Here is a 20,714-nt window from a genome sequence, read left to right on the forward strand (position 1 = left end):
TGATCAATGACCTCGCAGGTCTTCGAAGAAGGCCTGCCGCCCATCCACCTGGCTCGACGCACGCGGCGCTGCCGCCGCCTCTGCGTTGGCCGCCTCCACATGCCAATAGCAGTGCCTGACCGCGCGGGTCACCGCCACGTAGGCCAGGCGCTGCACCTCCTCCTTCTGCGCGGTATCGAACGGTTGGGCATCACCGGCCTTGCCCAGCCCGGCCTGGCGATACACCTGGTTCTTGTAGGGTGAACTGGTCAGGTACTGGCAGTCGCCCAGCATGAACACTGCATCGGCCTGCAAGCCCTTGGCACTGTGGTAGGTCAACTGGCGCATCCGGCGCTGCTCGGCCGGCAACGCCGCTTCGGCGTGCAGCACGCCTTGCAGGTGCTCGTTCATCAGCGCCCTGTCGCTGCCCTTGCGGTACAGCATCATCACCGTCTCGCCACGCTGGTAGTGCTCGATCAGCGTTTCACCCAGGGCTGCCTCGTCACGGTCGAACACTTTTACCGGCGAGCCTGGCAACTCGGCCGCCGGGCCACTGGCCCGGGCTTTCTTGCCGGCAATTGCCGGGGTGCCCTTGACCAAGTGTTCGGCCGCGTCGATCACCTGCTGCTGGCAACGGTAGTTGTCGACCAGCATCACCCGGGTGTTGGCCGGCGACGGGAAGGCCTTGGTGAATTCCATGAAGTACTTGGGCGAACTGCCACGCCAGCCGTAGATCGACTGCCAGTCGTCGCCCACGCACAGCAGCGACGAGTGCTGGGCATGGCGGCCGGTGTGCATCGCCGGGCCGCGACGTCGGATCTCGGCGAGGCTGGCGCGCAGCCAGCTGACGATCTGCGGTGACACGTCCTGGAACTCGTCGATCATCAGGTGCGCCAGCGGCCGCAGCAACGGGTCGGGCAGCAGTTGCAGGTTTTCCGGGTTGTTCTCGCCGAACAAGGCGAACATGCGGTTGTAGCTCATCACCGGCGGCGACTGGTCCAGCAGGTGCGCCTCCAGGGCCTTCCAGTACAGGGCCAGGGCCTCGAAGAACAGCGCATCGCTGTCGCCGGACGGGAAGCTCATCGCCGCCACGGCAGTGTTCACCTCCAGGCCGAGGTTCTCGATGAAATTCGCCGCACCGACAAAGGCATCAAGCAGTGGCGCCGGGGCCAGTTCGCCCTTGACCTTGTATTCGAAGCCGGGGCCGGCCACGGCATCACCGGCCAGCGAGGCTGCCAGGCGCCGAGCCATGGCGTAGTTGTCGAGCCAGATCAGCGGCTGGTCGCAGAAGGCCTGCAACAGGGTGCGCTTGACCGCCCACTCGGCACGCACTGCCAGCTTGGCGCCGGGGCGCTGGTACTGCGCGCTTTCCGCCGGGTCGAAGCCCAGCACGAGCAAAGGCCCCTGGCCGGCCAGACGGCCATGCACATGGAAGCGGCTGCCACGAATCTGGATGGTTTCGCGGCAGGGTTCGATGCCTTTGATCGGCCAGGCGCCGGCGGCGAACCACAGGTCTTCGATCACGTCGCACAGCTCTTCGTCGCGCTGGGCAGCCAGCTGGGTTACCTGGGCGCGCTTCTGCACATCGGGGTTGTTCGGGTCCAGCGGCTTCAGCTGCAGGGCTTCGCTGCGCAACAGGCCGACCAGCTCGGCAAAACGCGGGCTCTCGCCCAGCAGCGTGCTGTAGCACTGGTTCAGCTGCTGGCGCTGGGCATCGTTCAGGCGCAGGTCGAACGGGTTGCTCTCGGCCTCGGCCTCACGACCGACCGGCATCTCGTTACCCAGCGTTTCGAACGCGCGCACCTGGCCAAAGCCCGGCAGGCTGCGCACCAGCGGCAGGATGCGCGAATGGAACGTGCGCACCAGCTCGCGGGCCTGCAGCGGTTGCAGGTTGATCTGCCACAGGGCGAACACCTGCAGCAGGCGCTTGATGAAGTCTTTGCGCGACTCGCGGGTGAAGGTGACCACGGTCATCGCATCCAGCTCGTAGCCCAGGTAGTGGCGCAACAGCAGGATGCGCAGCACCAGCGAGGTGGACTTGCCCGCCCCGGCCCCTGCCACCACGCAGGTGGACGGTGTGTCGCTGAATATCAGCTTCCACTGCGCGGCACTGGGTTGCGCCTCGGCGGGCAGGCGCTGGGCGACATCGGCCTTGAAGCGCTTTTTCAGCTCGGCAGTCAGGGGCAGGCGCCAGTCATCGAACAGGTTGTCATCCCGGCCCGGCACCGCGGCGGTGTCGGGCCGGGTATCGCGGATCACCAGCACCTGGCGCCCGGCCTCGTAACCTTCCACCCGCCCGCGTTCGAACCCTTCACGCACGCCATCGGCATGGCCACTGCGCTGGCCGCTGGCGTGGCCGAGGAACCAGGAGTCGCGGTGCTGGGCCTGCAAGCGGGTCAGGCCGCGCCCCAGCAGGCGGGCCGCCAGGCGGCGAAACCAGGGCAGCTGGGCAGGAGGGGTAAGGTCGGCAGGGGCCTGGGGTTGCTCGTGGGCCACGGTCACTCCGTTGAAAAACAAAATCAGCGGGCATGTTCGCCGCATCGACAAAAAATCGCCAGCGAATGCTTGCAGATCAGTGGATTAGGCGATGAAGCGGATAAAACACTCCATCGCAATTAATCTATTTTACTGATTGTTTTAAGCCGATATTTACGCTTATTTTCGATGCTTCTTTGACGCATCATGGCCTCATTCCACTGATTCAAGGAGCACGACCATGCTGCAACTGCGACCGTTCGAAAGCCTCGGCCACGCCAACCACGGCTGGCTCGACGCCCATCACCATTTCTCGTTTGCCGAGTACTACGACCCGGCGCGCATGCACTGGGGCAACCTGCGGGTGTGGAACGACGACCTGATCGCTGCCGGCAGCGGCTTCCCGCCGCACCCGCACCGCGACATGGAAATCATCACCTATGTGCGTGAAGGTGCGATCAGCCACCAGGACAGCCTGGGTAACAAAGGCCGTACCGAAGCCGGTGACGTGCAGGTGATGAGCGCCGGTACCGGCATCGTGCACAGCGAGTACAACCTGGAAGACGTCGACACGCGTATTTTCCAGATCTGGATCGTGCCGGAGCGCACTGGCGAAGCACCGCAGTGGGGTAGCCGGCCGTTCCCCAAAGGTGAGCGTGGCGAAGGCTTCGTGACCCTGGCCAGCGGCCGTGCGGGCGATGAGGACAGCCTGCAGATCCGCACCGATGCGCGGCTGGTGGCTGGCACCCTGCGTGCCGGTGAAACTGCCGAGTACCGCTTCGATGCCGCACGCCGGGGCTACCTGGTGCCGGCCAAGGGGCTGGTGGAGGTCAACGGGCTGCGTGCCAAGGCGCGCGATGGCGTGGCGATCGAGCAGGAGGAGGTGCTGCGGGTGACCGCCATCGAGGACAGCGAGATCGTGCTGGTGGATGTGGCCTGAGGCCTGTCCTTGCAAGTTCGCATGTAGGTGTTCCCCTGTGGGAGCGGCCTTGCGTCGCGAAAGGGCCGCAAGGCGGCCCCGGCAATTTCGGCTGTGATGCCGAGATCCTGGGGCCGCTACGCAGCCCTTTCGCGACGCAGGGCCACTCCCACAGGATCACCACGGCCCGATAAGACCATGCTTTAACCTGTGGGAGATTACCCAGCCCTTTGGGCTGCGCTGTCGCACAGATAACTGAATTCGCAAGCGATCCTCGTACCCTGTGGGAGCGGGCGTGCCCGCGAAGAATCCAACGCGGTGTCTGGCACCGGCTCCGCCGGTGTTCGCGGCGGTTCGACGCCTCGACACGCCCGCTCCCACAAGGTCACTGCCAACTCAATGAGTTATGTGTTGTTCTATGAGAGGCGGCCCCGGCAATTTCGGCTGTGATGCCGAGATCCTGGGGCCGCTACGCAGCCCTTTCGCGACGCAAGGCCGCTCCCACAGGATCACCACGGCCCGATAAGACCATGCTTTAACCTGTGGGAGATTACCCAGCCCTTTGGGCTGCGCTGTCGCACAGATAACTGAATTCGCAAGCGATCCTCGTACCCTGTGGGAGCGGCTTTAGCCGCGAAGAATCCAACGCGGTGCATGGCACCGGCTGCGCCGGTGTTCGCGGCTAAAGCCGCTCCTACAGGGTCCCTGCTAATTCAATGAGTTATGTGCAGTTCTATGAGAATGGGCCTGCAAGCGCTAGCCTGGTACAGCCACTTCGGCGAGCACCTCGGCCGAGGTGGTGACCTGGCGGAAGTGATGCTTCCACAGGTCGATGCCCAGCTTGCCCGACCTGTCGAGCGAAGAGCCTACCGTCATGTCGGTGACCAGGGTGGGCATCAGCCCCGCATCGAACAGGGCGAAACCGGCGGCCAGCACACAGGTTTCGGTCTGCAGCCCGCATACCAGCACGCGCTCCACACCCAATTTCTTGATGTAGTCGATGGCCTCGGCGCTCTGCCCGTAGCCATGCTTGACGAACACCTGGTCGGCCTCGACCAGGCTGTCGTCCTCGGCCGCCGGGTGCCAGCCAAGCTGGCGCTCGAACGGCGTGACCTGTTCGTCGTGCAACTCGACCGAGGCGATGGTGGGGATGTTCGCCGACAACCGGCGCAGGCCATCGACCAGCCACTCGGGTGGGCTGAAGGTGGACTGGACATCGACAATGAGCAAAACCTGGCGCATGGGCGGATTCCGGGCATGGGCAAAGGCGCGGAGTATAACGCGATCGCCTGTGGCAAAGGCCTCAATGCCACGCTGCCAGGCTGTCCCCCTGGCGGAAGAATGCCCTCAGGTGCTCGACGAAGCACGACACCTTGGCCGACAGGTTCAGGCGTTCCAGGTACACCGCATAGATATCCGCAGGCGGCGTGTGGTAATCGCCCAGCACCTCCACCAGGCGCCCGCTGCGCAGGTGGTCGGCCAGGTTCCACTCGGCCCGCAGCAGGATGCCCTGCCCGTCCAGCGCCCAGTTCAGGGCGACCTCGCCATCGTTGGTGCTGAGGCTGCCACGCACCTTCACCGACTCGCTCTGCTTGCCGCGACTGAGCCGCCAGATACCGAACGCGGCGTCGTTCTGGCGCAACACGATGCAGTTGTGGCTGGCCAGGTCCTTTGGCGATTCGGGGGTACCGTGGGCTTCCAGGTAACCGGGCGACGCGCACAATCGGCGGCGGTTGGCCGCGATCTTGCGGGCGATCAGCCGCGAGTCGGGCAGCTCGCCAAAGCGGATGGCCACGTCGATTGCATCGTTCGGCAGGGCAATGGGGCGGTCGGTCAGGTGCAACTGCACCTCCACCTCGGGGTAGCGCTTGGCAAACGATGACACCGCTGGCCCCACGTGGGTACGGCCAAAGCCCAGCGGCGCATTGACCCGCAGCAAACCCTTGGGCTCGGCGCGGCTGCTGGACACCTGCCGCTCCATTTCCTCGATCTCGCCCAGTATGCGCTTGGCATTCACCAGGTAAGTCTCGCCCTCGGCGGTAAGGCTGATGCTGCGTGTGGTGCGGTTGAGCAGGCGCACGCCCAGGCGCTGTTCCAGCTGGGCCAGGCGCTTGGAGACCGCTGGCGGGGTCAGGTTCAGTTCGCGAGCAGTGCCCGCCAGGCTACCCACCCTGATCAGCTGGGTGAAGAACGCCAGCTCCGATACCGGATTCATAATTAACCTGAGGGAAACAATGAGTTGAATTTCATTGTATTACAGCATTTTTGAAAAACCATTACCTTTTGCCCTGCGTGATTAACCACAGGAAAGCTGGGCTCTTCGGCCGCCAAGGCCAGGTGTGACCTGCACCCCTCACGAGCAGCCCGGCCGCCAGATAAATCCGACTCACAACAATAATTCGGAGACGGCAATGGCCAAGCGATTGTTCGGCAAGTTGTTCGGCAAGCTCTACGTACAGGTATTGATCGGCGTAACCCTCGGGGTGCTGATCGGGGCGTTCTGGCCACAGGTTGGCGCTGACCTGAAGCCCGTCGGTGATGCCTTCATCAAACTGATCAAGATGGTCTTCGCCCCGATCATCTTCGCCACGGTGGTGCTGGGCATCGCCAAGATGGAAAACATGAAGGAACTCGGCCGCGTCGGCGTGCGTGCGCTGATCTACTTCGAAGTGCTGTCCACCTTTGCCCTGGTACTGGGGCTGGTGGTGGTCAACATCGTGCAGCCCGGCGAGGGCATGAACGTCGACCCTGCCACCCTGGATGCCAAGAGCATCTCCACCTACACCGCCGCGGCAGCCGGCAACAGCGGCGGCTTCATCGATTTCCTGCTGCATGTGATACCCGGCAGCGTGACCGATGCCTTCGCCAAGAACGAGATCCTGCCGATTCTGCTGTTCAGCACCCTGTTCGGCATCGCCCTCTCCCACCTGGGCCCGCGCGGCAAGCCGATGGTGGATGTGCTCGAAGCGTTCTCCCACGGCATGTTCTTCATCGTCGGCATGATCATGCGCGTGGCACCGCTGGCCGCCTGCGGGGCCATGGCCTTCACCGTGGGCAAGTACGGGCTGGGCTCGATCGTTTCGCTGGGCAAGCTGATGGCGACCATGTACCTGACCTGCTTCCTGTTCGTGGTGGTGGTGCTGGGCGCCATTGCCCGGCAGTGCGGCTTCAACCTGTGGAAGTTCCTCAAGTACCTCAAGGAAGAACTGTTCACGGTACTGGGTACCAGCTCATCCGAGTCGGTGGTGCCGCAACTGATGAACAAGCTGGAAAAGGTTGGCGTGTCCAAGCCTGTGGTCGGCCTGGTGATCCCCTCGGGCCTTACCTTCAACCCGGACGGCCAGTGCATCTACTACACCATGGCCGCCATCTTCATCGCCCAGGCCACCAACACACCGTTGACCCTGATGGACCAACTGATCGTGCTGGGTGTGCTGCTGCTCACCTCCAAAGGCTCTGCAGGCGTAACCGGCTCGGGCTTCATCACCCTGGCCGCGACCCTGGCGACCATGGACAACATCCCGGTGGCCGGCATGGTCCTGCTGCTGGGCGTGGACCGCTTCATGTCCGAAGCCCGGGCCATCACCAACACCATCGGCAACGCGGTCGGCACCGTGGCCATCGCCAACTGGGTGGGTGCGCTGGACAAGCAGCGCATGGCCCAGGCCCTGGACGGCCAGCTGCCGACCGACCCCGAACCCGAGGCCGCTGCGCCGCACCCTGCCCTTGCACGCATGGAGGCCGGCACACCCGCACCCTGACCTTTCGAAAAACAGCAAAAAGAACCCGCCTTGTGATGCAGTGAGGAAATAATCATGGACAAAGAAACAGCCGTGTCATCGCTTACCGACGTGATGGCCAAGTTCACCGCCTATATCGGCAAGCGCCTGCCCCGCGACGTCAAGGAAAAGACCGCCAAGTTGCGCGCCGCCGAAACCAACCCGCTGGCCATCGCCGTGTACGACTCGATGGCCGACAACCAGGAATACGCCGACAAGCTCAACCGGCCCAGCTGCCAGGACACCGGCGTCATCCAGTACTTCGTCTCGGCGGGCGCGCGCTTCCCGCTGCTGGGTGAGATGGAAGGCATCCTCGAGAACGCCACCAGGGAAGCCACCATCCAGGGGCCGCTGCGCCACAATGCGGTGGAAACCTTCATCGAGAAGAACACCGGCACCAACACCGGCTCGAAGATCCCGTGGCTGGACTGGGAAATCATCCCCGATGCCGACTACGCCATCGTCGACGTGTACATGGCCGGCGGCGGCTGCACCCTGCCTGGCTCGGCCAAGGTACTGATGCCGGGGCAAGGCTATGAAGGGGTGACCGAGTTCGTCTTCGATGTCATCACCTCGCGCGGTGTCAACGCCTGCCCGCCACTGCTGGTGGGTGTAGGGGTATCCACCTCGGTGGAGACGGCGGCACGCCTGTCGAAGAAGGCCATCCTGCGCGAAGTGGACTCAAGCCACCCCAACGAAAGCGCGGCGATGATGGAAAAGCTGCTGGAGGAAGGCCTCAACGAAATCGGCATCGGCCCGCAGGGCCTGACCGGCAACAGCAGCGTGATGGGCGTGAACATCGAGTCTTCGGCCCGCCACCCGTCCACCATCGGTGTGGCGGTGTCCACCGGCTGCTGGGCGCACCGCCGCGGCAAGATCCGCATCAACGCCGACCTGTCCTACGACATCCTCTCGCACGAAGGGGTAGTACTGTGAAAAAGATCCTGAGCACACCTATCAGCGACGAAGACCTGGCCAACCTCAACGTGGGCGATGTGGTCTACCTCACCGGCCAGCTGGTGACCTGCCGTGACGTTGCCCACCGCCGGCTCATCGAGCTGGGCCGCGAGCTGCCGGTCGACTTGCGCGGCGGCGCGATTTTCCACGCAGGCCCCATTGTCAGGAAGAAGGACGATGGCAGTTTCGAAATGGTCTCCATCGGCCCGACCACCAGCATGCGCATGGAAAAGTTCGAGAAGCAGTTCATCGAGCAGACCGGCGTCAAGCTGATCGTCGGTAAAGGCGGCATGGGCCCGGAGACCACGACCGGTTGCCTGGAGAACAAGGCAGTGCATGCAGTGTTCCCGGGCGGTTGCGCGGTGCTGGCGGCGACCCAGGTGGAAGAGATCGAGCGTGCGGAATGGCAGGACCTGGGCATGCCGGAAACGCTGTGGGTGAACCGCGTGCGCGAGTTCGGCCCGTTGATCATCTCCATCGACACCAAGGGCAACAACCTGTTCGAGCAGAACAAGGCCCGGTTCAACGAACGCAAGGGGGCGGTGATCGAGAAGATCAACAGCCAGGTGCGGTTCATCAAGTAACTGCGTGCGACATGGGGCCGCTTTGCGGCCCATCGCGACACAAGGCCGCTCCTACAGGGGATCTCCTGTAGGAGCGGCCTTGTGTCGCGACGGGCTGCGCAGCAGCCCGTGCATTTCAAGCCGACAGCTTTTCCTTCGGTTCCTCAAACCGACAGGTTGAAGTCCGCTGCGGTCACTGTGGTTGCATCCGCCACTCCCACCAGACGGATGGAGTCGGTAGCACCGATGCTGACCAGCGTGTCCGCGCCGTCATCGGCGATGGTAACGTTGGCGGCAAAGGTGGCCGCGGTTATGTTGAAGGCCGTGATATCCAGCAGGTCCTGCCCACCTGTCGCATCGCTGTCGAAGTTGATGATCAGGTCATTGCCGAAGCCTGCGGCGAACTGGAAGACATCATTGCCATCAGTGGCCATCATCGTGTCATCGCCCGCGCCGCCGTTGACCGTGTCGTTGCCAGCCGCACCGTTGAGGAAGTCACTGCCGTTACCACCCGACAGGATGTCGTTGCCATCATCGCCGAACAGCGTGTCGTTGCCTGCCCCACCGTTCAGGATGTCGACACCGAGACCACCATCCAGGCTGTCGTTGCCGTCGCCACCGTTGAGGGTGTCATTACCTGAGCCACCAGTGATGACGTTATCCAGGGCGTTACCGGTACCGGTGAAGTTGGCGGCGCCGAAGTACCTCAGATTCTCCAGGTTGTTGCCCAGCGTCCAGCTGGTCAGCGTCGTGCGCACCAGGTCGGTACCACCGCCGGCCTGTTCCACGAGCACGTCGCCGGCATTGTCGACTACATAGCTGTCATTGCCGGCACCACCCACCAGTTGGTCGATACCCGCACCACCATTGAGGAAGTCGTTACCGGCTCCGCCGACGATGGTATTGGCCAAGGCATTACCCACGCCGACGAAGTTGCCCGTGCCGGTAAAGGTCAGGTTCTCGAGGGTCGCGGCCAAGGTGTAGGTTGCCAGGCTGGTCTGCACCTGGTCCGTGCCGCCGCCAGCAGCCTCGGTGACAGTGTCACCCAGGTTATCGACAACATAGGTGTCGTTGCCGGCACCACCTGTCATGGTATCTGCGCCTGCCCCACCGTTCAGGACATCATTGCCCGAGCCGCTGGTAATGACGTTGTTCAGGGCGTTACCGGTACCGACGAAGTTGCCGGCGCCGAAGTAGGTGAGGTTCTCCAGGTTGTTGCCCAGCGTCCAGCTGGTCAGCGTCGTCCGCACCAGGTCGGTACCAGCCCCTGCCTGTTCCACTAGCACGTCCCCGGCATTATCGACCACATAGCTGTCGTTGCCGGTACCGCCTACCAACAGGTCGATCCCCGCACCGCCGTTAAGGAAGTCGTTTCCGGCTCCGCCGACGATGGTGTTGGCCAGGCCATTACCTACACCTGCAAAGTTGCCGGTGCCAGTAAAGTTCAGGTTTTCCAGGGTTGCCGCCAGGGTGTAGCTCGCCAGGCTAGTGCGCACCAGATCGGAGCCACCGCCCAACACCTCGACGACGATGTCTGCGGCGTTGTCGACGACAAAGGTGTCGTCACCAGCTCCGCCGATCATTGTGTCCGTACCGAGCCCGCCGTTGAGTGTATCGTTGCCGGCGTTGCCAGTGAGGATGTCATTACCTGAACCGCCAGTAATGACGTTGTCCAGGCCGTTACCAGTACCAACGAAGTTGGCGGCTCCGAAGTAGGTCAGGTTCTCCAGGTTGTTGCCCAGCGTCCAGCTGGTCAACGTCGTGCGCACCAGGTCAGTACCACCGCCTGCCTGCTCCACGAGCACATCGGCAGCATTGTCGACCACATAGCTGTCGTTACCGGCACCACCCACCAGCTGGTCGATACCCGCACCACCGTTGAGGAAGTCGTTGCCGGCACCACCGACGATGGTATTGGCCAAGGCATTACCCACACCCGTGAAGTTGCCGGTGCCAGTGAAGCTCAAGTTCTCCAGGTTAGCGCCCAAGGTGAAGCTTGCCAGGCTGGTCTGCACTAGGTCCGAGCCCCCGCCAGCCGCCTCGCTGATGGTGTCACCAGCGTTGTCGACGACGAAGGTGTCGTTGCCAGCGCCGCCCGTCATCGCATCTGCACCGAGCCCACCATTGAGCACGTCATTGCCGGCACCGCCGTCGAGGATATCGTTGCCCTCACCGCCATCGAGCGTGTCGTTGCCATCACCACCGAACAACTGATCAAACCCGGTCAGGCCGATGAGCGTATCGTTACCAGCCAGACCAAGCAGGACGTCGTCACCCACTGTGCCGGTCAGGGTATCTGCGGCGGTTGTACCAACCAGCGTCACGCCTGGCACCCCCGGCACTTCCGCCGTCGCTGCAGAAGTCACAGTTTCCTGGGCGCCGAAACCGTCGGTGTAGCGCACCAGCACGCGCAGTTGGAAGTGGGCCTGCGACGGACCTGGGGTGAAGGTAGCGGCAGTCGCACCAACAATGTTAGTGAACGACGTACCAGTTCCTTGCTGCCACTGGAAGCTGAACGCCCCCAGCCCGTCCAGGTCGGCAATACTGCCGGTAAGCGCCGTCAACGTCTGCCCCAGGGCTGGCGTGGTGTCGCTGATCAGCACGGCACCGGTAGGCGCATCGTTGACGTTGGCCACCGGGTCGAGGATGTCGGAGGCGATGCTTTCCTGCACCCCGACGTCATCCACATAGCTGACCACCACCCGCATGTTCTGCCCCACCTGTTCCTGGGTAAGGACAAAGGTGCTGCTGATGGCGCCGGCAATATTGACCCAGCCGAGCCCGCGGTTGGACTGCCACTGGAAGGTGAACTGCGGGTTGCTCAGGCCGTCGGCATCGACGATGGTCGCGGTGTTGGCGGTGAGGGTCTGGTTCTGCACCAGCAGCCCGGTCACGGTCGGCCCGGCGGTCGGCGCGCTGTTCGCCGACGAATCGACGATTTCCAGCGTGCCCTTGGCGTCCTGGTACACCGCCCGTACGCGGATGTTCAGCCCCGCCACATCGTCCGTGACCCGGTAGGTGGCGCCGGTGGCCCGGGAAACTTCGCCGGCAGCGACGAAGGTGATGTCTTCATAGACACCCGAACCTGGCAGGGTTTCGACTTGCCAGTAGTACGCCACAGGGCCGTTGATGGCGCCGCTCGCATTGGTGGCGCTGACATTGTCGGCATCGTGCACCGCCACGTTGCTCACCCGCAGCAACTGGCCGCTGACCGATGTGTCGTTACGCAGGCCGGTGACAGCGTCGAGGATCGCCAGGTGGCCCGTTGGGCCGGCGTTGACCGCAGTGCCCACACCGGAGGCCTGGGCGCTGTCGGAGAACTGCAGGCGCTCGATACCGGTCAGGCGGTCGACACCATCACGCCCGTCCACCAAGTCAGTGACAATCACCGAGTTGCCATCGACCACCACGCTATAGTCGGTGGCTACCCCCGAGAACACCGCCGTGTCGTAGCTGTCGGTGCCGCTCAGGATTTCACGGACGATCACCAGCTGGCCCGGGTTGTAGGTGCCATTGAGCATCAGCGGCACCATCGGCTCCATACTGTCGAAGCTGGCGATTTCCGGGCCGGTGCCGTCGCTGTTGGCGCGCACGCTGATGCGCACGTTCAGCCACTTGTCACCGTCGAGGATGTCGTCGCCGCCACGGCCTTCGATCAGGTCGCTGCCGCTGCCGCCGAGGATGATGTTGCCACCGTCGTAGAACGTTGCCCCGGCAGCCAGCAGGCCGGCCAGGCCGTCGATCAGGCTGATGTTGGTCAGCACGCTGCCGTTGGCGCCGTTGGTCGGCAAGGTGGCAGAGGTTTCGCTGTCACCGCGCAGGAAGTCGCCATGGGCCGAACCCGACAGGCCTTCCATGATGTCGAAGCGCACCAGCGCAGACGCGCCCGAGCCCGGTACCGGCGGCACATCGAAGAAGCGATCGCTGAAGTCGGCAGTCACGCCCTGGGCCAGGCCCTTGAAGGTCGCCCAGTCGTAGCCGGAACCACCGATGTAGCGGTCACCGAAGCCCAGGCTGCCGACCATGATGTCGTCGCCGCCTTCACCGTTGAACTTGTCGTTCTCGTTGCCACCGATGAACACGTCGTTGCCGATGATCGGGTCGTTGCCGAGCGGGTCGAAGTTGTCGCCAGGTGCACCGTCCGAGGTGCCCTTCTCGATCCAGTCGTCACCTTCGTTGCCCATGTCCTGCTCGTTGGCCTTGCTGCCGAGGATAAAGTCGTTGCCCTGGCCGCCAATGGCTTCGGAGGCGTCCTCACCGGTGACGATGAAGTCGTTGCCGAAACCGCCGATGATCAGGTTGACGCCATTACCGCCGTGCAGCACATCGTTGCCGTCGCCGCCCTGGATGTTGTCGTCACCACCCATGTCGCTGATGATGTCGTCGCCGGCACCACCACGCAGCTGGTCGTTGCCGTCGCCACCCTCGATGCGGTCGTTGCCGCCATCGCCCCAGACCGTATCGTCACCCTCGCTGGACACCAGGATGTCGTCACCCTCGGTGCCGCCCAGCACGATGTGCTCGGCTCCGGCATAGCGGATGTAGTTGGTGTCCGGCCCTGCCGTCAGCGGGCTGTCGCGGAACACCACCTGCTCGCCGTTTTCGCCCAGTGGGTCGAGGTTGCCCAGGCCTTCGTTGAACTGCTTGCTCTGGTCCACTTCCAGGTAGAAGCCCGGGTCGGAGAACACCAGGCCCGGCAGGTGGGTGGCGGAGGTGTTGGCCATGATCAGCTTGGCGAACGAGTTGCTTTCCAGCTCGGCGTTCATCGACAGGCCGGCGGTGCGCTCCAGGTAGTAGAAGCGGTCGCCATCCTGCAGTTTCTCCATCTGGTTCTCGAACACAAAGTTGAAGGTGCTGCCGAGCATGCCGCCGAACGGGGTTTTCGCTTCGGCCAGGCCGCCGATCCAAAGGTCGATGGCATCGACCCCGGTCACGGTCACTGCCCTCAGGTCATCGGCGGTACCCAGCACGCCATCCCTGCCAGGCAGCGTGACGTTGGCGTAGGCTCCGGTGCTGTTGAGGAAGTCCAGGCGATCGGCCGGCGCGCCGTCGCCGCCGAACACCAGGGCCATGGCCGCCGCGCGTTTCTCCAGCAACGTGGTGGCCCCGGTGATGGTGCTATGGGTGCCGTAGGCGGCGATGAAGTTGATCAGCGACTCCGGATGCTTCAGGTGCTGCACCAGGTCGACCCAGCTGGTGTAAGGCTTGAGCTGGGTATCGCCGGTTTGCGCATAGATGTCGCGGCGCACAGCGTTCAGCGAAGGAATACCGACGTCGCGGCCACGGGCGATGTTGATCGCCGGCAGGTCCAGCGGCAGACCGAGCAGGTTGTTGCGCAGCGCCTCGGTGACGAACTCGTCGATCTCGTTACCGGCCTGGCGGGTGACCCCGCGCACGATGGCACTGGTGGCATCCTCGGGGGTGACGCCACTGGCGGCATACGCCAGCGGGTTGAGGAACGCCGCGATCAGGCCCAATTGCTGGTCGGGGTTGGCGCTGGCCGGGTCGCTGATGACGGTGAAGTCGACGTCGAAGCGGTCGACGGTCTCGGTCAGCATCGAGTGGCCGAAGCGGTACACGGTGTGGGCGAACTCGGCCACGATCGACGCATCGAGGTCGACGTCATACACCTGGGTCGGGGCGAAGAACAGGTCGACCCGCGGTTGTACGGTGCGGGCGAACTCCTCGAACACCAGGTGCTGGTACTGCATCTCGGTACCGAACTTGGCGGCCTGGAACAGCCGCTCGCCATTCCACACCAGCGCGTCGATTGCGGCCTGGTCGGCCGGCAGCACGGTTATCGGGTTGAGCAGCCACTCGTTGATGAAGGCCAGGTCACCCGAATCGAGCACGGTGTCCATGGTCTGCGCCACCAGCCGGTTGTGCTCGGAGTGGAAGATCGCATGCACGGCGGTCAGGCCGATGTTCTCATTGACCCGGCCGTCGCCGGCGATGTAGTGCGCATCGAGCAGTTCGTTGTCGTAGGCAAGGTTGGCGCCAGTCTGCGGGTTCACCGGAACGGCGTTGCCCACATCGGTATCGGCATCAGGCACCAGTACGCCGTTGCTGAACACCGGCACGGCATTGTGGGCGATGTCGGCAAGGAACTGGTGACCGGTGCGCACGGCATTGGTCAGGTCGATCGGCGCCAGCGGGTTGCCTTCGACCTGCTGGTCGTCGGCCGTGCCGGCAATGCCGTCTGCCCCTTTCATGATCACCATCGGGAAACCGTTGGGCCCCTTGATGAAGTTGCCGTAGGCATCGGTCGCCAGTAGCGGCACGTTGTCGACGTCTGCGTCGGTCAGGTTGATGCCCAGTACGTCACGGGCTTGGGCCTTGACCACCTTCCAGGTCGCCATGCCACCAATTTCGGTGTCGTCGGCGGTACCGTAGCGGCCGTCGGCGCCCAGGTCCCGGTTGGTGATCAATCGGCCGGTGGCGATAGGCCCGTCGTCGGTCAGCAGATAGCCGCGCAGGAACACCTGGTGGGAAGGATGCGAGCTGTAGGTCTGGTTCTGATCCACGAACGGGGTGGTGGTATTGGTGTGCTCGTGGATGTCATCGGCGTTGCCGAGGATGCCATCCGGCCCAGGCAGGTTGGTCGCACGGGTCACCACCATGAAGTTGGTGAAACCGCCCTCCACGTACAGCGGGTCATCCGGTTGCAGCGGGATGTAAATAGTGCCCGAGCCCCCCTTGGTGACCAGGTCCAGGCCATGGTCGAAGAACTGCCCGAAGAAGGTCATCCAGGCGTTGAACGGCGCCGACAGGCCAGCATCGGCGGCGGTGTTCTCGAACAGGTACACGTCGTGGTCGTCGGCGGTGCCGAACTGGCCGTCCAGGCCCGGGCTGGCGACGATGCGCACGCCGTCCTTGAGCACGTCGTCGTTGCCCACGGCACCGAAGTTGAGCACGCCGTCCGCACCCGGGTCATACGCGGTGGCATAGGCCGCCGGGTTGTTGGAAGTCTGGTCGACGACCAGGTTGCTGATGGTGCGCGGCTGCGAGTCGAACACCGGGCCGCTGGTCTGCTCGTACGACGAGCCCGGAATGGCCGGCGAGCCAGGGCCGAAGAAGCCGGCCGGTGCACCTTCGGCCGGGTTGAACACCGGGTCGGTCACGCGCGGGAAGACGTTGTCGGCGGCACCGTACTGCGTATTGTTGATACCGTTGAGGTTCATCAGGTTGTTGTTCGAGCCATCCACCGCCCGCAGGCCCAGCGGCGCACGGATGTTGGGCAGCAGCGAGAGGATGTCTGCCCCGTTGGCATCGGCCTCGGCGATCTTGATCTGGTCGAGGATGAAGTTGAGGTCGGAACGCACCATGTGCAGCCCGGCACCGCCAGCAGTGGCATCCGCCACCGGCGTGGCTGGCGTCGGTACCACAGGCGCGCCCGGTTGCACCACGGTAGTGGGCTGGGAGAACAGCACTTCGGTGGTGCCATGGGCGTCCTGGTAGATCGCCTTGACCCGCAGCGACAACCCGGCCAGGTCCGGCGACACCTTGAACGTGGTGCCGTCGGCACTCTGGAACGCCAGGTCGCCGGCCGGCAGCAGGATGATGTCTTCGAACACGCCACTGCCCGGGGTGGCCTCGAACTGCCAGTAGTACGACACCGAACGGTCGGCGAGCGTGCCCAGCGGGTTGCCGGCGCTGATGTTGTCGGCATCCAGCACGCCGGCCACGTTTACGGTAAGGACATCGCCCACGGTGATCGCACCGCCGTTGCCATCAGTAATGGCCGGGCTGCCGGTAGGCTGCGCATTCAGCCCCTCCACCAGCACCCGCTGGCTGTCGGCGAACTGCAGGCGCTCGATGTGCAGCAGGGTATCGACGCCATCCCGGCCATCGACGTTGTCGGTCACTGTCCAGACATCATCGGAAGTGTCGAGCGTACCTTTGGTGTTCTGCGTCACCGTGTACTCGCTCTGCACCCCCGAGAACACTGCCGTGTCGAACGCCGCCCCTCCCGTCGAGGTGCCGGGCAGGATTTCCCGCACGGCCTTGAGCTGGCCTGGGTTGTAGGTGCGGTCGAGCATGAACGGAATCATGTCGACCATGCTGTCGAAGCTGGCGATCTCAGGGCCGGTGTGGTTGACGTCTCCTGGGGCATACACGGCGATGCGCACGTTGAGCCACTTGTCACCGTCGATCAGGTCATCGCCCCCACGGCCTTCGATCAGGTCGCTGCCGTTGCCGCCGAGCATGATGTTGCCAGTGGCAAAGCCGGTGGTCGGCAACCCGGCATCGGCCAGGAACTGCTGCAGGCCACGGATCAGCGCCACGTTGGTCAGCGCACTGCCGGTGGCACCACCATGGTTGAGGATGGTCACGGCATCGACATTATCGCCCTTGAGCACATCGGCGAAGTTCGAGCCGGACACGCCCTCGACCTCGGCAAAGCGGTCGAGGATGGAAGCCGGCGAGGCGCCGACCGGGTTGAAAATACCGGTGTTCTGGTTCGGTGCGTTGCCATGGGGTTGAGCCAGGGCGGCCAGGGTCAGGTCGACGGTGACGCCAACCTGGTCATTCTTGTTGGTAATCCAGTCGAAGCCGGACATGCCGTCCATCTTGTCCTGGGCGTCGCTGCCGACAAAGATGTCGTCACCGCCCTCGCCGATCATCTCGTCAAAGCCACCGCCACCGACGAAGATGTCGTTGCCGACCACTTCATCACCCAGCAGCGGCGCAAAGTTGTCGCCGGGCGCACCGTCCTGGGTGCCCTTCTCGATCCAGTCGTCACCCTCGTTGCCGGTCGGCGGCAGGTTGGTCTTGGCGCCGAGGATGAAGTCGTCGCCCTGCCCGCCGAAGGTTGTGCTGATGTCCTCGGTGGTGATGATGAAGTCCTGGCCGTTGCCGCCCAGGATCAGGTTACCGCCCACCAGCATGCTGCCGGCGACGATCACGTCGTTGCCGTCGTTGCCTTCCAGGCGGTTGTCGCCGAAGGAGTCGGTGATGATGTCATCACCGGCACCGCCCAGCACCGCATCGTTGCCCGCACCGCCTTCCAGGGTGTCGTTGCCGGCGTCGCCGTAGACAGTATCGTCGCCCTCACCGGAGATGATGATGTCGTTGCCGGAGGTGCCGCCCAGCACCACGTGGTCTTCGCCGGTGTAATGCAGGAAGTTGGTGTCGGTGCCCACGGTATCGGGATTGTCGCGAATCACCAGCGGCACCACTTCGACGCCGTTGATCATGATGCCGCCCGTCGGGTCGGCCCGGCCATCGGCCCCCAGCCCGGTGAACTGGTTGGCCTGGTTCACCTCGAGGGTGAAGGTCGGCGTGAGGAACACGGTGTTGGACAGGTGGGTGACATCGGAGTTGAGCATGATCAGCTTGGCGAAGGAGTTGTTCTCCAGCTCGGTGCCAAAGTTCATGCCCGCGGTGCGCGACAGGTAGTAGAACCGGTCGCCGTTCTGCAGGGCTTCCAGCTGGGTCTCGAAGACGAAGTTGAAACTGGAGCCGAGCATGCCGCCGAATGGCATTTTCTGCTCGGCCAGGCCGCCGACCCAGAAGTCGATGTCATCGACGCCGGTCACGGTCACTCCGGTGATGTCATCGGCGGTGCCGGGGATGCCGTCCGCGCCGACCAGTGTCACGTTGGCGTAGGCACCGGTGCCGTTGAGGAAGTCCAGGCGGTCCGCTGGCGCGCCGTCACCGCCAAGCACCAGCGCCACGGCGGCGGCGCGCTTGGCCGCTTCGGTGTCCGCCCCGGTGATGGTGGCGTGGGTACCGTAGGCGGCGATGAAGTTGATCAGCGACGCCGGGTGCTTGAGATGGTCGGCAAAGTCGGCCCAGCTGATGTAAGGCTTGAGCTGGCTGTCGCCGGTCATGGCATAGAAATCGCGCCGCGCCTCGTTGAGGGTGGGGATGCCGGTGTCACGGCCACGGGCAATGTTCAGCGCGGGCAGGTCCAGCGGCAGGCCAAGCAGGTTGTTGCGCAGCGCCTCGGTGACGAACTCGTCGATTTCGTTGCCCAGCTGACGGGTGACGCCACGGATGATCGCGCCGGCCGCTTCGTCGGCGGTAGCGCCACTGCCGGCGAAGGCCAGCGGGTTGAGGAAGGCAGCGATCAGGCCGAGCTGCGGGTCGCCGTTCACCGGGGCGAACGCCGGGTCGAAGCGGTCGACGGTCTCTGTCAGCATCGAGTGACCGAAGCGGTAAACCACATGGGCGAACTCGGCGAGGATGGCCGGGTCGATCGAGGTGTCGTAGCCGTTGGGGGCCAGGAACTCGTCGATCTGCGGCTGGATGGTACGGGCGAACTCTTCGAACACCAGGTGCTGGTACTGCATCTCGGTGCCGAACTTGGCCGCCTGGAACAGCCGCTCGCCGTCCCATACCAGCGCAGCGATTTCGGCGGGCGTGGTGGGGATGGCAGCGACATCATCGATCAGCCACTGGTTGAGGAACGCCACGTCGCCGGAAGCCAGCAGGGTGTCCTTGGTCTGCTGCACCAGGCGGTTGTGCTCGGAGTGGAACACATGGTGCACGGCAGTCAGGCCGATGTTCTCGTTCACCCGGCCGTCGCCGGCGATGTAGTGGGCGTCGAGCAGTTCGTTGTCGTAGGTCAGGTTGTTGCCACCCGGCCCCACCGGCTGTGCGTTGCCGACGGCAGTATCGGCGTCGGCCTGCAGCACACCGTTCACGATCACCGGCGCGGCGTTGTGGGCGATGTCGTCGAGGAAGCCATGCCCGGTGCTCACGGCATTGGCCAGGCTGATCGGCGCGTCGCGGTTGCCTTCGACCAGCGTGGTGACGTCGTCGGCGGTACCGGCGATGCCGTCGGCGCCATTGCTAACGCGCATCACCACCTGCGGCATGCCGTTGGGCCCGCGCACGAAGTTGCCGTAGGGGTCGGTGGCCAGCAGCGGCACGCTGTGCACGTCGGCGTCGGTCAGGTTGATGCCCAGCAGGTCGCGTGCCTGGGCCTTGACCACTGCCCAGGTGGCCATGCCACCGCTTTCGCCATTGCCATCGTCGGCGGTGCCGAAGCGGCCATCGGCGCCCAGGTCACGGTTGGTGATCAGCCGCCCGGTGGCTACCGGGTCGCCTGCGGCATTGAGCGTGTATTCACGCAGGAACACCTGGTGCGAGGGGTGCGAGCTGTAGGTCTGGCTCTGGTCGACGAACGGCGAGGTGGTGTTGGTCTGGCCATCGTCGGCGGTACCCACAACACCATCGGCGCCTGCGGTACGCACAGCCCGTGGCAGCACCATGAAGTTGGTCGGGCTGCCTTCGACGAACAGCGGGTCGTCCGGCTGCAGCGGGATGAACACGAAGTCGGTGCTGCTCTTGGTGACCAGGTCCAGACCGTGGTCGAAGAACTGGCCGAAGAAAGTCATCCAGGCGTTGAAGCCGGCGGTCAGGCCGACGTCGGGCGACACGTTGGGGATGAAGAACACTTCGGTGTCGTCAGCGGTGCCGAACACCCCGTCGATGCCGGGGCTGATCACCGGAGCGGCACCACCATTGGCCTCGACCGCGGCCGGGTTGTTCGCCGTCTGGTCGACGATCAGGTTGCTGATGGTGCGTGGTTGCGAATCGGTGACCGTGCCGGTGCCGGCATAGTCGCCGCTGAAGGAGGGGCTGAGCAGGCGCAGGAACGAGTTGTCGGCGGCACCGAACTCGCTCTGCCCGGTTACCAGGTTGTTGTAGCTGCCGTCCACGGTGCGCAGGCCGAACGGTACCTGGCTGTTGGGCAGCAGGTCGGTCAGGCTCGCGCCATCGGCGTGGGCTTCGGCGATGAAAATCTGTTGAAGGATGAACTCCAGGTCCGACTTGCTGAAATCTGCCATTTCAATTGCCCTCGATCTGTCCGGAGATGACACAGGGCAACAGGGTCCTTCCCGCGCCCAGTCAGTGTTGACGTGCGCAGATACTGGTTCGGTGGTCCAGGTTCAGTGGGCACAACACTCTTGTGCTGGCCCCCACTGGCCTCATCATTCGCAAGCCGGCACCCACCATCCGGGGGGCCTTGTTAAGCATGCGATACAGCTGTAACGCACATGCATCGACCCCAGCTCGCACAGGGCCCGAATA

Annotated in this window: 8 protein-coding genes; 4 read left to right on the plus strand and 4 right to left on the minus strand. The window is 64.1% G+C overall.

Annotated elements, in window-relative coordinates:
* Positions 1-3: 3 nt before the first annotated feature.
* Positions 4-2,520: a UvrD-helicase domain-containing protein gene (locus CAG34_RS23395; protein ID WP_085592695.1), complete on the minus strand. Its 2,517-nt coding sequence runs from the start codon at positions 2,518-2,520 to the stop codon at positions 4-6.
* A 175-nt stretch (positions 2,521-2,695) separates the two neighbouring features.
* On the opposite strand from CAG34_RS23395, the gene CAG34_RS23400 reads away from it, so the two are divergent.
* Positions 2,696-3,394 (plus strand): pirin family protein, encoded by a 699-nt coding sequence (locus CAG34_RS23400; RefSeq protein WP_085592697.1) that lies wholly within the window; start codon positions 2,696-2,698, stop codon positions 3,392-3,394.
* A 735-nt stretch (positions 3,395-4,129) separates the two neighbouring features.
* On the opposite strand, the gene CAG34_RS23410 is transcribed toward CAG34_RS23400, so the two are convergent.
* Positions 4,130-4,615, minus strand: a complete 486-nt coding sequence (locus CAG34_RS23410; RefSeq protein ID WP_085592701.1) for an isochorismatase family protein — start codon at positions 4,613-4,615, stop codon at positions 4,130-4,132.
* Between the two features lie 61 nt (positions 4,616-4,676).
* The gene (locus tag CAG34_RS23415) at positions 4,677-5,588 is read right to left on the minus strand and encodes a LysR substrate-binding domain-containing protein (protein ID WP_085592703.1); all 912 of its coding nucleotides are present in this window, start codon (positions 5,586-5,588) and stop codon (positions 4,677-4,679) included.
* A gap of 196 nt (positions 5,589-5,784) precedes the next feature.
* On the opposite strand from CAG34_RS23415, the gene CAG34_RS23420 reads away from it, so the two are divergent.
* From CAG34_RS23420 to ttdB, 3 genes are read left to right on the plus strand one after another with little or no spacing between them, the layout of a single operon-like run.
* On the plus strand, positions 5,785-7,134 hold the full coding sequence (locus CAG34_RS23420) for a dicarboxylate/amino acid:cation symporter (RefSeq protein WP_085592705.1): 1,350 nt from the start codon (positions 5,785-5,787) through the stop codon (positions 7,132-7,134).
* Positions 7,135-7,188: 54 nt separating this feature from the next.
* A complete protein-coding gene (gene ttdA / locus CAG34_RS23425) occupies positions 7,189-8,088 on the plus strand; it encodes a L(+)-tartrate dehydratase subunit alpha (RefSeq protein ID WP_013972067.1) in 900 nt (299 codons plus the stop codon).
* Positions 8,085-8,693: a L(+)-tartrate dehydratase subunit beta gene (ttdB, locus tag CAG34_RS23430; RefSeq protein ID WP_003259286.1), complete on the plus strand. Its 609-nt coding sequence runs from the start codon at positions 8,085-8,087 to the stop codon at positions 8,691-8,693. The genes ttdA and ttdB overlap by 4 nt, the downstream gene beginning before the upstream one ends.
* Before the next feature lie 143 nt (positions 8,694-8,836).
* Here ttdB and CAG34_RS23435 read toward each other — a convergent pair whose 3' ends face one another.
* Positions 8,837-20,470, minus strand: a complete 11,634-nt coding sequence (locus tag CAG34_RS23435; protein WP_085592707.1) for a peroxidase family protein — start codon at positions 20,468-20,470, stop codon at positions 8,837-8,839.
* Positions 20,471-20,714 lie beyond the last annotated feature (244 nt).

The organism is Pseudomonas sp. B14(2017) (genome assembly GCF_002113255.1).
Taxonomy (GTDB): domain Bacteria; phylum Pseudomonadota; class Gammaproteobacteria; order Pseudomonadales; family Pseudomonadaceae; genus Aquipseudomonas; species Aquipseudomonas putida_Z.

Coding starts and splice junctions, on each gene's coding strand:
- CAG34_RS23395 (WP_085592695.1), bottom strand. CDS start 2,520: ATGCGGCGAACATGCCCGCTGATTTTGTTTTTCAACGGAGTGACCGTG.
- ttdA (WP_013972067.1), top strand. CDS start 7,189: ATGGACAAAGAAACAGCCGTGTCATCGCTTACCGACGTGATGGCCAAG.
- CAG34_RS23400 (WP_085592697.1), top strand. CDS start 2,696: ATGCTGCAACTGCGACCGTTCGAAAGCCTCGGCCACGCCAACCACGGC.
- CAG34_RS23415 (WP_085592703.1), bottom strand. CDS start 5,588: ATGAATCCGGTATCGGAGCTGGCGTTCTTCACCCAGCTGATCAGGGTG.
- CAG34_RS23435 (WP_085592707.1), bottom strand. CDS start 20,470: ATGGCAGATTTCAGCAAGTCGGACCTGGAGTTCATCCTTCAACAGATT.
- CAG34_RS23420 (WP_085592705.1), top strand. CDS start 5,785: ATGGCCAAGCGATTGTTCGGCAAGTTGTTCGGCAAGCTCTACGTACAG.
- CAG34_RS23410 (WP_085592701.1), bottom strand. CDS start 4,615: ATGCGCCAGGTTTTGCTCATTGTCGATGTCCAGTCCACCTTCAGCCCA.